We start from the raw sequence: 14,609 nt of genomic DNA, 5'->3' as shown, positions 1-14,609 counted from the left end.
TGAAATACTTAAGGGAAAATCCGGCGTTTACGACGAATTAACCTTTAACCTTCATTGGTCATATGGTTAATACAACGCAATGTCCGCAAAAGGCTGCGTCAGCCGCGGGCATCGGGGGCAAGAAGGAACCGACCCATGCGAGTGCTGCTGATCGAGGATGAACCGACCACGGCCCGGGCTATCGAGCTCATGCTGACGGCGGAAGGATTCAACGTCTACTCCACCGATCTGGGCGAGGAAGGCCTCGATCTGGGCAAGTTGTACGACTACGACATCATCCTTCTCGACCTCAACCTGCCCGACATGCACGGCTACGACGTGCTGAAGAAGCTGCGCGTCGCCAAGGTGCAGACGCCGGTGCTGATCCTGTCGGGCATCTCTGAGATGGACAGCAAGGTCCGCTCGTTCGGCTTCGGCGCGGACGACTACGTGACCAAGCCGTTCCACCGCGAGGAACTGATCGCCCGCATTCACGCCGTCGTGCGCCGCTCCAAGGGCCACTCGCAGTCGGTCATCCGCACCGGCAAGCTGGTCACCAACCTCGACGCCAAGACGGTCGAGGTCGATGGCGCCCGCGTGCACCTGACCGGCAAGGAATACGCGATGCTGGAACTGCTCTCGCTGCGCAAGGGCACCACGCTGACCAAGGAAATGTTCCTCAACCACCTTTACGGCGGCATGGACGAGCCCGAACTGAAAATCATCGACGTCTTCATCTGCAAGCTGCGCAAGAAGCTCGCGCATGCCTGCGGCGGCGCCAACTACATCGAGACGGTGTGGGGCCGCGGCTACGTCCTGCGCGATCCGGACGAGGCTGCCGAAGCGGCATAAGCCAGATTACCCTGCACCCCTTGCAGGAACCAAGGCGGCCTGCCCTCTCGAGGGGCGGGCCGTTGTTTTGTGAGCGGCCGGGCCTTGCCGCCGGGGCTTCGACAAGCTCAGCCTGAGCGGGATTTGGAAAACTGCTCTCAAAACCGCTCGGGCTGAGCTTGTCGAAGCCCCTGGCGGCAAGGCACACCCTTAAACCAGCAGCGCCACCACCGACAGCAGCGCCGCCGTCACCACGGCATTGAGCGCCATCGCCAGACTCGCCATCGCGCCAGCCGTCGCGTCCACCTGAAACGCCCGCGCGGTGCCGATCCCGTGTGCGGCAACGCCGAGGGCAAAGCCGCGCGCGCGGTAGCCACCCAGACCCAGCGCATTGAGCAGCGGCGTCGCGACCATCGCGCCGAAGACGCCCGCGAACAGCACGATCACCGCCGCCAGTGCCGGGACGCCGCCAAGCTGTCCCGCCACCGCCATCGCGACGGGCGTGGTGGTCGCCCTCGGCGCGATCGAGGCGAGAATCTCGCGCGGCGCGCCGAAAAGCGCCAGCACGCCGACCGCGCTGACGATCGAGGTCACCGCGCCCGCACCCAGCGCCAGCACGATCGGTATGGCCAGCCGGCGAATGCGTGCCCGCTCGCGCCAGACCGGCACCGCCAGCCCGACGACCGCCGGGCCGAGCAGGAAGCTGACCGGGAAGGTCGCGGCCTTGTATGTCTCGTAGGAGGTGCCGCTCGCCAGCAGCAAGGCGATCAGCACCGGCGTACTCCAGAGCACCGGATGCAGCAGCGGATGGCGGTCGCAGCGCTTTGATAGGGAGTCGAAGACCTCGAACACGCCCAGCGTGACCGTCAGCCAGAGCAGCGGGGTCGCCAGCAGTGCGGGATCGCTCACGCCTCGCCCTCCGGCGCGAACCGGACGAAGGCCCAGCGGAATACCAGCGCCGTCACGATCAGCGTCAGCAGCGTGGAGGCCACCGTGGCCGTCACCAGCCCCACGCCGTACCGCGAAAGAACCGGGCCTTCCTCGATCAGCCCGACGGCGGCGGGGACGAACATGATGGACAGGTGCGCGGTGAGCCAGCCGGTCACCACGGTCAGCGTCGGCCGCTCGCGCGGGACCAGCGCCAGCCATCCGACCAGCAGGACCATGCCGATGACCGCGCCCGGCAGGGGCAGGCTCGTGATGCGATGGATCGCTTCGCCCGCAAGCTGGCAGGCGAGAAGGAGGAAGATGGCGCGCAGCATGACCGGGATAAAGCAGGGCGACACATGCTCGGCAATCCGCATTTCGGTCCGCCAAGTTGCGCCGCGCAACTATGCCCGATTGCGAGTCCCGCCCCCCTTGTGTATCGGCGCGCGCCATGACGGCTTACAAATCCGGCGATCCGACCACGCTCAACCGCCTCTACGGCCGCGCCAAGGGCAAACCCCTGCGCGCTGCGCAGCAGAGCCTCGTCGACGACCTGCTCCCGCGTATCTCCATGCCCGAGGAAGGCCCGATCACCGCGCAGGTGCTGTTCGGCGACGATCGCCCGCTCCACTTCGAGGTCGGTTTCGGTGGCGGCGAGCACATGGCGCAGCGCGCCGACATGCTGCCCGATCACGGCTTCATCGGTGCCGAACCGTTCCTCAACGGCGTGGCGCAGGCGCTCACCCACGTCAGCGGCGACAACGGCGCGCATCCGCCGATCGGCAACGTGCGCATCCATCACGGCGATGCGCTGGAAGCGCTGGAGCGCATCCCGGACGGCTCGCTCTCGTTCCTCTACCTGCTGCACCCGGACCCCTGGCCCAAGGCGCGCCACGCCAAGCGCCGGATGATGAACGACGGTCCGGTCGACATGTTCGCCGCCAAGCTCAGGCCCGGCGGCGAGTTCCGCTTCGGCACCGACCACGCGATCTACCTGCGCCATGCGCTGATGGTGATGCAGCGGCATACCGAACAGTTCGAATGGCTATGCGAGAAGCCCGGCGATTTTCAGGTTCGCCCGGGCGGCTGGCCGCAGACGCGCTACGAGCACAAGGCGCGTACGGTTTACGGGCATGAGGTCTGGTATTTCCGTTACAGGCGGAAGTAGAAGTCCTGGGGCCATCGCCCCAGACCCCCATACTGTCGTCGCTGCGCCCGCAATGACGAGGGTGGAGATATGCCAGCGGAATTGCGCCGCAGGCTTTATAAGTCTCCCGACGAAGCCTTGGCGGAACGACGTCGCTTCGCGCACGACCTCGACGGTATACGGGGTGCAGGGGTGGTAAACCCCTGCATGCTCCCCTTCAAATTCAGCCCGTGATCCCCGCAGCCGCCAGCGCCGCCAGCGTGAGAACGTCCGGCGCGATGGCGGTCATCGGCACGATCTGCACCGGCTTTTCCATGCCCAGCAGCATCGGCCCGATCGAGGTCGTGCCGCCGATTTCCTTGAGCAGCTTGGCCGAGATGTTGGCCGACTGCAGGCCCGGCATGACCAGCACGTTCGCCGGAGCGGACAGGCGGCAGAACGGGTAGAGTTCCATGATCTTGGGGTTAAGCGCCGCGTCGGGGGCCATCTCGCCCTCGTATTCGAAGTCGACCTGCTGCTGGTCAAGCAGCTGGATCGCCTCGCGCGTGGCGTCGAGCCACTTGCCCGCAGGGTTGCCGAAGGTCGAGTAGCTGAGGAAGGCGACGCGCGGTTCGTGGCCCAGCTTGCGGGCGACGGCGGCGGTTTCCTTGGCGATGACCACCAGTTCCTCGGCGGTGGGGCGCTCGTTGATGGTGGTGTCGGCCATGAAGACGGTGTGGTTCTTGCCGACCATCATGTGAATGCCGCAGGGCAGTTCGCCCTCGGCCGGGTCGAGCACGCGGCGCACTTCCTTCATCGACTGCGCGAAGGGCCGGGTCATGCCCGTCACCATCGCATCGCCGACGCCCAGCTTGAGCAGGCCGGAGGCGAAGATGTTGCGGTCGGTGTTGCACATGCGCTGCACGTCGCGCTTCAGGAAGCCGCGGCGCTGCAAGCGGTCGTAGAGCATCTCCACCATCGGCTGGACGTGCTCGGACACCATCGAGTTCTCGATGTGGAAGCTCTCGGGGTTGGGCACGCCGAGGTCCGCCATCCGGTCGAGGATGGTCTGGGTGCGGCCCACCAGGATCGGCTCGCCGTAGCCGAAGTCGCGGTACTGGATCGCGGCGCGCAGGACGACTTCGTTGTCGGCCTCGGCGAAGATCACGCGCTTGGGGTTGGCTTTCAGCTGCTCGTAGACGCGGGTGAGGACCGAGGTGGTCGGGTTGAGGCGGGCCTTGAGCTGGTCGCGGTAGGCTTCGAAGTCCTCGATCGGCTTCTGGGCAACGCCCGAATCCATCGCGGCCTTGGCCACGGCCATCGGCACCACTTCCATCAGGCGCGGATCGAACGGCGCGGGGATGATGTAGTCGCGGCCGAACTGCTGCGTCTCGCCGCCGTAGGCCGCCGCGACGTCCTCGTGGACCTGCTCGCGCGCCAGTTCGGCGATGGCGGTGGCGGCGGCGATCTTCATCTCCTCGTTGATCGCGGTCGCCCGCACGTCGAGCGCGCCGCGGAAGATGAAGGGGAAGCCGAGCACGTTGTTGACCTGGTTCGGGTAATCCGAACGGCCGGTGGCGACGATCGCGTCGGGGCGCACTGCCTTGGCGTCGGGCGGGGTGATCTCCGGGTCCGGGTTGGCCATCGCGAAGATGATCGGCTCGGGCGCCATCGACTTGACCATCTCGGGAGTGATCGCGCCCTTGGCCGAGAGGCCGAGGACGACGTCAGCGCCAACGAGGGCTTCGGTCAGCGTGCGCTTGTCGGTCGAGACGGCGTGGGCGGACTTGAACTGGTCCACGCGCTCGCGGCCCGGATAGATCACGCCCTTGGTGTCGCAGACGAGGACGTTCTCATGCTTCACGCCCATGGACTTGATGAGCGAGGTGCAGGCCAGCGCCGAGGCGCCCGCGCCGTTCACCACGACCTTGATCTCGTCCAGCTTGCGGCCGGTGATGAGGCAGGCGTTGATGAGGCCCGCCGCCGCGATGATCGCGGTGCCGTGCTGGTCGTCGTGCATGACCGGGATGTTCATGCGTTCGCGCAGGGTCTGCTCGATGATGAAGCATTCCGGCGCCTTGATGTCTTCAAGGTTGATGCCGCCGAAGCTGGGCTCCATCATCGCGATGGCCTCGATCAGCGCGTCGGTGTCCTCGCTGGCGAGTTCGATGTCGATCGAATCGACGTCGGCGAAGCGCTTGAACAGGACCGCCTTGCCTTCCATCACCGGCTTCGACGCCAGCGCGCCGAGGTTGCCCATGCCCAGGATCGCGGTGCCGTTCGAGATCACCGCGACGAGGTTGCCCTTGGCGGTGTAGTCGTAGGCGGTGGCGGGATCGTCGGCGATGGCCTGCACCGGCACGGCGACGCCCGGCGAATACGCGAGGCTGAGGTCGCGCTGGGTGGCCATCGGCTTGGAGGCGATGATCTCGATCTTACCCGGACGCTGGGTCTGGTGGTAGAACAGCGCCTCGCGATCGGTGAACTGGACCTTGGACTTATCGGACAAAGCTTGATCTCCCCAGATTTGCCAGAGGCCCTAACGGATGAAATCGCGACGCGATAGGGGAAAGGATGTCCCACCCCGCTTCCCAAAATGACAGGTGCGCCGCTAACGCTGCTGGCATGACTTCCGGCGCGACTCCGATGATGGCGCAGTACCTTGCGCTGCGCGAAGAGGCAGGCGACTGCCTGCTGTTCTATCGCATGGGCGACTTCTTCGAGCTGTTCTTCGAGGACGCGAAGACGGCGAGCCAGGTGCTCGACATCGCGCTGACCACGCGCGGCGAGCATCTGGGCCAGCCGATCCCGATGTGCGGGGTGCCGGTGCACGCGGCCGAAGGCTATCTTGCGCGGCTCATCAAGGCAGGCTGCCGCGTCGCCATCGCCGAGCAGACCGAGACCCCCGCAGAGGCCAAGGAGCGCGCCCGCAGGGAAGGTCGCGCCTCCAAGTCGCTGGTCGCGCGCGGCATCGTGCGCTTCGTCACGGCGGGCACGCTGACCGAGGAATCGCTGCTCGAGCCGCGCCGCGCCAATGTGCTGGCGGCGGCCTGCGAAGTTCGCGGGATCGTTGGCATCGCGGCCTGCGACATCTCCACCGGCCGCATGGAACTGGAAGAGTGCGCGCCCGAGCGGCTGGCGGCGGCGATGGCCCGGCTGGGCGCGAGCGAGCTGGTGGTGCCCGAGGGCTGGGATCAGGCTCCCGATGGCGCCATCGGGCGCGGCGGCCACGAATTCTCCTCCGACGGCGGCGAGGAGCGGCTGAAGCTGGTTCACGGCGTTGCCACGCTAGACGGCTTCGGGGCCTTCACGCGGGCGATGCTGGCGGCCGCCGGGGGCCTGATCGCCTATCTCGACCATGTCGGGCGCGGCAAGCTGCCGTTGCTGCTCCCGCCCGAGGCGCGCGCGAGTGACGCCGCGCTGGCCATGGACGAAGCCACGCGCGCCAGCCTCGAAATCCTCGAAGCCTCAAGCGGCGGACGCAAGGGCAGCCTGATCGACGCGATCGACCGCTGCGTGACCGGCGCGGGCGCGCGCCAGCTGGCGGACGATCTTTCCGCGCCGCTGACCGACCGCATGGCCATCGCCGAGCGGCTGGAACTGGTCGAATGGCTCCACGGCGATGCGCTGCTGCGCGAGGACATGCGCGCGGCGCTGCGGGCACTGCCCGACGTGGGCCGCGCGCTCGGTCGCGTAGTGGCGGGGCGCGGCTCTCCGCGCGATCTCGGTCAGTTGCGGGATGGCTTGAGCGGTGCACGCCGGATCGCCGATCGGCTGGGGCAGATGGACGACCTGCCGGTGCTGCTGGACCGCGTACTGCCCGATCTTGGCGGGCATGGCGCACTGGTCGATCACTTCGCCCGCGCGCTGGTGGAGACGCCTCCGACCGAACGCGGGCAGGGCGGCTATATCGCCAGCGGCTACGACGCCTCGCTCGATGAGCTGCGCGTGATGTCGGGCAATGCCCGCCGCGCCATCGCTGCGCTGGAGGCCAAGTACCGCGAGGATACCGGCGTCGCCTCGCTCAAGATCAAGCATAACAACGTGCTCGGCTACTTCATCGAGGTTGCCCAGCGGCATTCCGACCGGCTGATGGAGCCCGACAGCGGCTTCTCGCACCGCCAGACGATGGCAGGCGCGATGCGCTTCAACGCGCTGGCGCTGCACGAGGAAGCCGCGCGCATCACCGAGGCGGGTGGCCATGCCCTCGCGGCGGAGGACGCACATTTCGAGAAGCTGGTGGCCGAAGCGGTCGCCGCACGGCGGGAGATCGCCCGCACCGCCGCCGCGCTGGCCCGCATCGATGTTGCCGCCGGTCAGGCCGAACGCGCCGCCGAGGGCAACTGGACCCGCCCGCAAGTGGTGGACGGCCTTGCGCTGGAGATCGAGGGCGGGCGGCATCCGGTGGTCGAGGCAGCCCTTAAGGCGCAGGGCGAGCGCTTCGTGGCGAACGACTGCCGCCTCGCCAGCCATGACCGGCTCTGGCTGATCGGCGGCCCGAACATGGGCGGTAAGTCCACCTTCCTGCGCCAGAACGCGCTGATCGTGCTGCTCGCGCAGGCGGGCGGCTTCGTGCCCGCCAAGTCGGCGCGGATCGGCATGGTCGATCGCCTGTTCAGCCGCGTCGGCGCCTCGGACAACCTCGCGCGGGGGCGTTCGACCTTCATGGTCGAGATGGTGGAAACCGCCGCCATTCTCGCGCAGGCTTCGGAGCGCAGCTTTGTGATCCTCGACGAAGTCGGGCGCGGCACGTCCACCTATGACGGACTTGCCCTCGCATGGGCGGTGGCCGAGGCGGTGCATGAAACCAACCGCTGCCGCTGCCTCTTCGCCACGCATTACCACGAGATGGCGCGGCTGGCCGAGACCTGCGAGGCGCTCTCGCTCCACCACGTCCGCGCGCGCGAGTGGAAGGGCGATCTCGTCCTCCTCCACGAACTGGCCGAGGGTCCGGCGGACCGCAGCTACGGTCTTGCCGTAGCACGGCTGGCGGGCGTTCCGCCCAAGGTCATCAGCCGGGCGAAGTCGGTGCTGGAGAAGCTGGAAAAGGGCCGCGCCGAAACCGGCGGCCTCGCCGCGGGCCTCGGCGACCTGCCGCTCTTCGCTGCCGCCGAGGCGACCCGCGAGGAGGAGTGCGATACCTTGCGCGACAAGCTACGCGATATGGACATCGACGCGCTGTCTCCGCGCGATGCGCTGGAAATCCTCTACGACCTCAAGCGCGAGGCAGGCACGGAGGACTGATGCCCTCATTCGTCATTGCGAGCGAAGGGAAAAGGGCGAGCACGGAGTCTTAACCTTCCGCTGTTATCCGGTCGGCATGTTCGGCACCAAGATCACGCATGTTTTTCGCAGCCGCTGGCATGCGCTGATGTGGTCGGCGGGAGTGCTCGCAACGGCCTATTGCAGCATTCCGACGCCGGATAATGGCGATACGGGCACCGACTCCGCCGCCCAGCAACAGGCGCAGGCGGAGCAGGCTCAGCAGGCCATGGCGGCATGGTCCAACGCGACCGGCGGAAAATGAGATGGCGCTGTCCCGGGGGTGATCAGGGGCAGGCTGGCCTAAAGCGTATTTTCCAGAATGGTTCTTCCGAACCTCCATCACTGTCATTCCCGCGAAGGCGGGAATCCATCTCCCGAGAGTGCCTGCTGCGCGAGAATCAGCTGGGTCCCCGCCTTCGCGGGGATGACGGCCGGTGTCTTGTCCGATGTCGCCTCGTCTAAAAGGCCGCGAGCGACCCCCGGATCAGTTTCAACACCGTCTTAAGAATCGTCGTCGCTGAATTCCGGGTCGGCCGCATTGTCCTTGCCGTAGCGGCTTTCGAGATCATCCATCGTTTCCTCGCCGTCATAGGCGGACATGTCGATAGTGCCGCTGGTGTCCATCTGGTTCATGTGATCGACGATGTCCTGAACGTCGTCCTCACCCTGAATACCGCCCTTTGCCTTGTCGCTGTAGCCGAGGCCCTTGGCACCGCGCGCCTGCGCCTGTTCGGCGATGGTCTGTGCCTGCGCGGCTTCGTCTTCCTGCTCGTCGTTCACCGTTTCCGGGGCGAGGTCGTCGGGACGGTCGGTCATTTTGGGATTCTCCTTCGTCTGGTGAAACGGGTAGGAGAACGGGGAGGTTCCAAAGAGGAATCTGGGGCCATCGCCCCAGACCCCCGAACTGTCGTCGTTGCGCGCGCAGCCGCGTCAGTCTTACATTGCGCCGCAGGCTATAATGTCTTCCGACGCCGCGTCAGTGAGTGACGCAGCTACGCGCGTGATCTCGACAGTTTACGGGGTGCAGGGGTGGTAAACCCCTGCGTTATCCCTTTTGCAGATTACCGCGAAGGAACCGGCGTCTCGCCGGAATAATCGTAGAACCCCTTGCCCGACTTGCGGCCGTACCAGCCTGCTTCGACGTACTTCTGCAGCAGCGGCGCGGGGCGGTATTTCGGGTCGCCGGTGGTCGAGTGGAAGACCTTCATGATCTCGAGCAGGGTGTCGAGGCCGACGAAGTCCGCCAGCGTCAGCGGTCCCATCGGGTGGTTGAGGCCGATCTTGCAGCCCGCGTCGATATCCTCGACCGAGCCGATGCCGGCGCCGAGCACGAAGATCGCTTCGTTCAGCATCGGGCACAGGATGCGGTTGACGACGAAGCCGGGTTCGTCGCCCGCGAGCACCACGGTCTTGCCCAGTTTCTCGCCGAACGCCTTCATGCGGTCGATGGTGTCCTGCGAGGTGGCGAGGCCGGGGATCACTTCGACCAGGCCCATCAGCGGGACCGGGTTGAAGAAGTGCAGGCCGCAGAAGCGCGCGGCGTCGGGCGAGCTGGCGGCCATGCGGGTGATCGGGATCGAGCTGGTGTTGGACGCCATGATGGCACCCGCGCCGAGCACCTTGCCGGCGGCTTCGAAGATCTTGTGCTTGATGTCCTCGCGCTCGGTGGCGGCTTCGATGATGAGGTCGCAGGCCGACATTGCGGAGTAGTCGGCGGCGGGGGTGATGCGGGCGAGCAGCGCGTCGGCGTCGGCCTGGATGATCTTTTCCTTGGCGACCAGCTTGGCCAGGCTCTTGGCGATGCCGGCCTTGCCCTTTTCGGCGTTCTCGAGGCTGACGTCCGTGAGGATCACGTCCATGCCCTTGCTCGCCACGGTCTGGGCGATGCCCGACCCCATGATGCCTGCGCCGATGATGCCGACTGACTGCACTGCCAAACTCCTCTGTCGTTTAACCGGGCGCTTAACACCTCGGGATCGCGGAGGGAACCTAGCGGTTTTGTCCCGGCACCCAAAGCACGTCATCGGCGCCGTCGCGATTGACCGCACGGGCGAGGACGAAGAGGTAATCGCTCAACCGATTGAGATAGCCGAGCGCAGCGGGGTTCACGGCATCGGTCGCGGCGAGCGCGGTGGCGCGGCGTTCGGCGGCGCGGGCAGAGGCGCGGGCGACGTGGACGCGCGCGGCGGCCTCGCTCCCGCCGGGCAGGATGAAGCTGCGCAGGGGGGAGAGGTTTTCGTTGATCGCGTCGATGGCATTTTCGAGCCAGACGACTTGTGCGGGGACGATGCGCAGGGTCATCTCGCCGGGGATGAAGTCGGTGCCCGGTGTTGCCAGATCAGCGCCAAGGTCGAACATGTCGTTCTGGATGTGAGTGAGCGTAGGGGCGTGTTGAGTGCCGGTGAGTGCCGCTATGGCCACCCCTATCGCACAGTTCGCCTCATCCACGGCACCGATCGCCTCCATGCGCGCAGCATGCTTGGGCAGGCGCGAGCCATCGACGAGGCCGGTGGTGCCGTCATCGCCGGTGCGGGTGTAGATCTTGTTGAGCCGGACCAAGGATCAGCGCGCCATGGCCAGGAGCAGCGCACAGACCAGCACGGCGGCGGCCTGATACTTGATGCGGTTGAACATCATCTTGTTCTGCAGCAACTGGTTAGCCGACGGGCCGGTGGCGTTCGGGTCGCTGTTCAGATCATCGCGGGTGCTGTTCATGAAGGCCACGATGCCGCGCACGAGGCTGACGACGACCATGATCACCAGCACGATGATGACGGGGACGAGAATGTAGCTCATGGCGCCTGATGTACGCCCTGTGACAGCGAAAGGCCAGCGGGGAAGCGCCCTTCGCGCAGTGCCATGGCGACGGCGCGGCCGTCCTCCCCGGCGCGGCGGCGGTCGGCGAGCGAGGGTGCGCCGCGCCGCTTGGCCAGCTTGCGTCCGTCCTTCTCGATCAGCAGCGGATGGTGGAGCCAGGTCGGCACCGGCAGGCCGAGCAGCGCCTGCAGCAGCCGGTGCACGTGGCTTGCCGGGAACAGGTCCATGCCGCGGGTAACGAGGGTTACGCCATCCGTCGCATCATCCAGCGTGACGGCGAGATGGTAGCTGGCGGGAAGGTCCTTGCGCAGCAGTACGACATCGCCGAAAATCTGCGGGGTAGCGGCCTGCGATCCGGCGCCTTCGTCCCGCCATTCGAGCGGGCCGGTAAGTGTCATCGCCTTCGTTACGTCGAGGCGCCATGCGGCATTCTCGGGATCGACTTCCCGGTGTCGGCAGGTTCCCGGATACACCGGGCCGTCTGGTCCGACCTGCGTGGCGGCGGCGGCGATTTCGGCGCGGGTGCAGGTGCAGGGGTAGAGCAGGCCCATCGCCTTCAGCTGCTCTCCGGCGGAGGCATGACTGGCCAGCCGGTGGGACTGGAACACCGCCTCGCCGTCCCATTCGAGGCCCAGCCATGCGAGATCGCGGAAGAATTCCTCCACGAACTCCGGGCGATTGCGTTCGCCATCGATGTCTTCGATGCGCAGGATGAATTCGCCATCGCGCGCCTTTGCCGTGTCGTGCGCGACGATCGCGGCATAGGCATGGCCGAGGTGCAGCGGGCCGTTGGGGCTGGGGGCGAAGCGGGTGCGCATCGGCTTTGTCCTAGCGTTCGCCGTGCCATCCGCAAACATCCCTGTGGATTGCGGAAGGGCCTCGCGAATCCGCCATCTTGACGCGGACTCCGTCAAGTGCTGGAACTAACGCATGGACTGCCATCAAACCGCAATCCCGGCCTGCGACAGGAGGCCATGCTCAAGTCGGAGCTGATAGAGCGCGCGGCCCGGTTCCGCAGCGCGGAGGGTGATCCCTCCCGAAGTCTTTCCGACTGCCCTGCTCTTGTGCTGAATGCGGATTACACGCCGCTATCCTACTACCCGTTGAGTCTCTGGCCCTGGCAGACCGCGATCAAGGCGGTGGTGCTGGAGCGGGTCGATATCGTCTCCAGCTACGAACGCGCCGTACATAGTCCGAACTGGACGATGCAGATCCCCTCGGTAATCGCCCTGCGCCAATACGTGAAGCCGAGCGAATTTCCCGCCTTCACCCGCTTCAACCTGTTCCTGCGCGACAGGTTCTCCTGCCAGTACTGCGGCAGCCCGCATAACCTGACCTTCGACCACGTCGTGCCCCGCCGTCTGGGCGGGCGGACGAGCTGGGAGAACATCCTTACCGCCTGTGCCCCCTGCAATCTCAAGAAGGGTGGGCGCACGCCCAAGCAGGCGAACATGCCGCCGCTGGTGCCACCGATCCGCCCGACCAGCTGGCAGTTGCAGGAGCGCGGGCGCGGGTTCCCTCCCAACTATCTGCACGAAACCTGGCGCGACTGGCTCTACTGGGATATCGAACTGGAAGAATAAGGCTTCAGAAGCCGAGCATTTCCGGTCGGAACAGCCGCCGCCGCGATACGCGTTTGCCTGAAAGCATGAACACTCCGTCGCCGACGTAGTGCAGGTATTCCGGCTGTTTTGGCGCAGGACGTGCGCTGATATGCGTTACTTCCAGAATGAACAGGTTGTAGCGCTCTATCGCGCGGTCGTCCCGCAACCGACATTCCAGTTGCGCGTGGCATTGCGGCAGTACCGGGGCATCGACGTCTTGCGCTTCAGCCCTTTCGAGACCGAATGCGGCGAATTTGTCGATTTCCTCGCCGGAGGAATTGCCGACGCGCACTACGGCATCGAGCATGTCGCCGGTCGGAACGTTGAGAACGCACTGGCCTGAGGCGCAAAGCATGTCGAAGCTTCGGCATCCGCGTGAAACGATGCAGCTGATCATCGACGGCGTGCGTTCGAGGACCTGGTGCCAACCCACCGTCATGACATTGTCGTTCCCCGCGTGGCGAGTGGTCAGCAGGACCACCGGCCCGGGTTCGAGGAACTGGCGGGCACGAGAGGCGGGGATGCTTTCGAAGCGCTCTGCTGCAAGCAAGGGCGATGTGGCCAAGATCGGGGGCTCCTGTCGCTGGAGTGGCCCTTGCTCAGCGAATTACATCCATTTCGGTTTCTTTTTACTGCGATGAACCGTTCAGTGGATGGTTTCAGCCGTTGCAGGCTGCTCGTCGATCCCGGCATCGACGGCCGCGGCGACCGCCACGTCCATGGTGACATTGCCGATCGTCCGCATCAGGTCGGGCAGGACTTCCACTGCGACCAGGACGCCCAGCGGCCAGAGTGGCACGCCCATGGCTGCCGCGATCGGTCCGATAGATGACACGAAGCTGATCGTGCCAGGCAGCGAGACGGCGCCGAAGGTGGTCGCGAAGGCCACGAAGGCGCCGGCAGCGAGTGCTCCGGTCGTGAGTTCCAGTCCTGCTAGCTTTGCCGCATAGACCGCCACGGCCATATTCATCGCCGGGCCGGTGGCGCGAAAAAGCGTGACGGCGAGCGGCAGCACGAACTCCGCAGTCGTCGACGAGACACCCAGCTTACGGCTCGACGCCAGCATGGCTGGCACGGTCGCGATCGAGGACTGGGTGGAAATGGCGACGACCTGTGCAGGCAGCATCGCGGCCGCGAAGGCGGGCAGGCTGCGCTTGCCGCCGATCACCGCGATCACGTAGCCCGCGATCATCACGACCGTTCCCACCGCCACGACGAGCAGGATGTAGTGCGCCAGCGTGCCCAGCGCCGCACCGCCGCTGCGCACGCCCAGCGTCAGGCCCAGCGCGAAGACCCCGATCGGTGCGAGCATCAGCACCCAGCCGATCACCACCATCATCGCGCCTGCCAGTGCCTCGAACAGCACGGCAAGGGCGCGGCGCGGCTCGTCCGCAAGGCGCGTGGAGGCCAGTGCGAAGAGGCCGACGAAGACGATCACTGGCAGCATGGCACTTGCCGCTGCCGCCGAGATTACGTTGTCGGGCAGTAGCGAGGCGAGGAATTCGGAGATGCCCGGCACTTTGCCCGGATCTGCGCCGTGCGGGAAGCTGACCCCGGCGGGCACCGGGAACAGTTCGAGCAGCAGCGGCATCGCCACCGCGCCAAGTATCGCGCTGAACGCGAGGAAGCCGACGATGATGCCCAAGGTGCGGCGCGCCATGGCGCCTGCGCGGGCGGCGGCGACGGTCTCGACGATGCCGGAGAACAACAGCCCGGCGACCAGCGGCAGGATCGTCATCTGCAGGCCCTGCAGCCACAGTGAGCCGATCGGACCTGTCACTTTCAGCGCGGTATCCGCAATCGGCTTTCCTGCAATCAACAGCCCGATGACCAGCCCGGCGACGAGGCCGATCAGGGTCAACGCGCCGGGCACGCGGATTTCGGGGATGCGCGAGGCGCTGGAGGGAGCGGGATCGGGGGACGTCATGCGGCTCGACAAATAGGCGGGGGCGGTGCGGTTGGCAATTTGGCGTTGCTCAACTCCGCAGTGAGGGCAAGAATCGCCATTCGACGGAATCCTAAACTGACTGTAAGGCAGCGTTCAGAGGGCGGTAACGCCT

The 14,609-nt window shown here is 66.2% G+C and carries 15 protein-coding genes; 5 read left to right on the top strand and 10 right to left on the bottom strand.

Annotated elements, in window-relative coordinates; genetic code table 11:
- The first annotated feature begins 135 nt into the window (after positions 1 to 135).
- Complete coding sequence (gene ctrA / locus BES08_RS13120) at positions 136 to 831, top strand: response regulator transcription factor CtrA (RefSeq protein WP_008832472.1); 696 nt, start codon at positions 136 to 138, stop codon at positions 829 to 831.
- Between the two features lie 189 nt (positions 832 to 1,020).
- Here the strand turns inward: ctrA and BES08_RS13115 are convergent, their stop codons facing one another.
- Together BES08_RS13115 and BES08_RS13110 are read right to left on the bottom strand one after the other, a co-directional pair.
- Entirely contained in the window at positions 1,021 to 1,719 is a 699-nt protein-coding gene (locus tag BES08_RS13115) for an LrgB family protein (RefSeq protein WP_069708562.1), read from the bottom strand.
- Positions 1,716 to 2,114: a CidA/LrgA family protein gene (locus BES08_RS13110; protein WP_338043840.1), complete on the bottom strand. Its 399-nt coding sequence runs from the start codon at positions 2,112 to 2,114 to the stop codon at positions 1,716 to 1,718. Before BES08_RS13110 ends, BES08_RS13115 begins: the two co-directional genes overlap by 4 nt.
- 74 nt (positions 2,115 to 2,188) lie before the next feature.
- Between BES08_RS13110 and trmB the strand changes: the two genes are divergently transcribed.
- Positions 2,189 to 2,905, top strand: coding sequence for a tRNA (guanine(46)-N(7))-methyltransferase TrmB (gene trmB, locus BES08_RS13105; RefSeq protein WP_069708560.1), 717 nt, complete (start codon positions 2,189 to 2,191; stop codon positions 2,903 to 2,905).
- A 202-nt stretch (positions 2,906 to 3,107) separates the two neighbouring features.
- On the opposite strand, the gene BES08_RS13100 is transcribed toward trmB, so the two are convergent.
- Positions 3,108 to 5,372, bottom strand: coding sequence for an NADP-dependent malic enzyme (locus tag BES08_RS13100; RefSeq protein WP_069708559.1), 2,265 nt, complete (start codon positions 5,370 to 5,372; stop codon positions 3,108 to 3,110).
- A gap of 116 nt (positions 5,373 to 5,488) precedes the next feature.
- Between BES08_RS13100 and mutS the strand changes: the two genes are divergently transcribed.
- Positions 5,489 to 8,107, top strand: a complete 2,619-nt coding sequence (gene mutS / locus BES08_RS13095; protein ID WP_197524377.1) for a DNA mismatch repair protein MutS — start codon at positions 5,489 to 5,491, stop codon at positions 8,105 to 8,107.
- 76 nt (positions 8,108 to 8,183) lie between these two features.
- Positions 8,184 to 8,390: a hypothetical protein gene (locus BES08_RS13090; RefSeq protein WP_008832466.1), complete on the top strand. Its 207-nt coding sequence runs from the start codon at positions 8,184 to 8,186 to the stop codon at positions 8,388 to 8,390.
- A 239-nt stretch (positions 8,391 to 8,629) separates the two neighbouring features.
- Here the strand turns inward: BES08_RS13090 and BES08_RS13085 are convergent, their stop codons facing one another.
- The 5 genes from BES08_RS13085 to gluQRS form a co-directional block, all read right to left on the bottom strand.
- On the bottom strand, positions 8,630 to 8,944 hold the full coding sequence (locus BES08_RS13085; RefSeq protein ID WP_008832465.1) for a hypothetical protein: 315 nt from the start codon (positions 8,942 to 8,944) through the stop codon (positions 8,630 to 8,632).
- A 245-nt stretch (positions 8,945 to 9,189) separates the two neighbouring features.
- Positions 9,190 to 10,152, bottom strand: a complete 963-nt coding sequence (locus BES08_RS13080; RefSeq protein ID WP_268957449.1) for a 3-hydroxyacyl-CoA dehydrogenase family protein — start codon at positions 10,150 to 10,152, stop codon at positions 9,190 to 9,192.
- Positions 10,118 to 10,687, bottom strand: coding sequence for a cob(I)yrinic acid a,c-diamide adenosyltransferase (locus BES08_RS13075; protein ID WP_069708558.1), 570 nt, complete (start codon positions 10,685 to 10,687; stop codon positions 10,118 to 10,120). Before BES08_RS13075 ends, BES08_RS13080 begins: the two co-directional genes overlap by 35 nt.
- A 3-nt stretch (positions 10,688 to 10,690) precedes the next feature.
- Positions 10,691 to 10,924, bottom strand: a complete 234-nt coding sequence (locus BES08_RS13070) for an HIG1 domain-containing protein (RefSeq protein ID WP_069708557.1) — start codon at positions 10,922 to 10,924, stop codon at positions 10,691 to 10,693.
- A complete protein-coding gene (gene gluQRS / locus BES08_RS13065) occupies positions 10,921 to 11,763 on the bottom strand; it encodes a tRNA glutamyl-Q(34) synthetase GluQRS (RefSeq protein ID WP_069708556.1) in 843 nt (280 codons plus the stop codon). Before gluQRS ends, BES08_RS13070 begins: the two co-directional genes overlap by 4 nt.
- 156 nt (positions 11,764 to 11,919) lie before the next feature.
- Between gluQRS and BES08_RS13060 the strand changes: the two genes are divergently transcribed.
- Entirely contained in the window at positions 11,920 to 12,528 is a 609-nt protein-coding gene (locus BES08_RS13060; RefSeq protein WP_008832460.1) for an HNH endonuclease, read from the top strand.
- Positions 12,529 to 12,532: 4 nt separating this feature from the next.
- Here the strand turns inward: BES08_RS13060 and BES08_RS13055 are convergent, their stop codons facing one another.
- Both BES08_RS13055 and BES08_RS13050 read right to left on the bottom strand, forming a co-directional pair.
- Positions 12,533 to 13,030, bottom strand: coding sequence for a flavin reductase family protein (locus tag BES08_RS13055; RefSeq protein WP_231958006.1), 498 nt, complete (start codon positions 13,028 to 13,030; stop codon positions 12,533 to 12,535).
- Between the two features lie 165 nt (positions 13,031 to 13,195).
- Entirely contained in the window at positions 13,196 to 14,476 is a 1,281-nt protein-coding gene (locus BES08_RS13050) for a dicarboxylate/amino acid:cation symporter (protein ID WP_069708555.1), read from the bottom strand.
- Positions 14,477 to 14,609 lie beyond the last annotated feature (133 nt).

The organism is Novosphingobium resinovorum, from assembly GCF_001742225.1.
In the GTDB taxonomy this organism is placed as follows: domain Bacteria; phylum Pseudomonadota; class Alphaproteobacteria; order Sphingomonadales; family Sphingomonadaceae; genus Novosphingobium; species Novosphingobium resinovorum_A.
Note: the sequence above shows the minus strand (reverse complement) of the source record. Positions and strands in the feature narration are given on the sequence as shown.

Excerpts from the sequence above, each read along its gene's own strand:
- BES08_RS13080 (WP_268957449.1), bottom strand. The coding sequence starts at position 10,152 with ATGACGTGCTTTGGGTGCCGGGACAAAACCGCTAGGTTCCCTCCGCGA.
- BES08_RS13060 (WP_008832460.1), top strand. The coding sequence starts at position 11,920 with ATGCTCAAGTCGGAGCTGATAGAGCGCGCGGCCCGGTTCCGCAGCGCG.
- BES08_RS13090 (WP_008832466.1), top strand. The coding sequence starts at position 8,184 with ATGTTCGGCACCAAGATCACGCATGTTTTTCGCAGCCGCTGGCATGCG.
- BES08_RS13110 (WP_338043840.1), bottom strand. The coding sequence starts at position 2,114 with ATGCGGATTGCCGAGCATGTGTCGCCCTGCTTTATCCCGGTCATGCTG.
- BES08_RS13050 (WP_069708555.1), bottom strand. The coding sequence starts at position 14,476 with ATGACGTCCCCCGATCCCGCTCCCTCCAGCGCCTCGCGCATCCCCGAA.
- trmB (WP_069708560.1), top strand. The coding sequence starts at position 2,189 with ATGACGGCTTACAAATCCGGCGATCCGACCACGCTCAACCGCCTCTAC.
- gluQRS (WP_069708556.1), bottom strand. The coding sequence starts at position 11,763 with ATGCGCACCCGCTTCGCCCCCAGCCCCAACGGCCCGCTGCACCTCGGC.
- BES08_RS13085 (WP_008832465.1), bottom strand. The coding sequence starts at position 8,944 with ATGACCGACCGTCCCGACGACCTCGCCCCGGAAACGGTGAACGACGAG.
- BES08_RS13070 (WP_069708557.1), bottom strand. The coding sequence starts at position 10,924 with ATGAGCTACATTCTCGTCCCCGTCATCATCGTGCTGGTGATCATGGTC.
- ctrA (WP_008832472.1), top strand. The coding sequence starts at position 136 with ATGCGAGTGCTGCTGATCGAGGATGAACCGACCACGGCCCGGGCTATC.
- mutS (WP_197524377.1), top strand. The coding sequence starts at position 5,489 with ATGACTTCCGGCGCGACTCCGATGATGGCGCAGTACCTTGCGCTGCGC.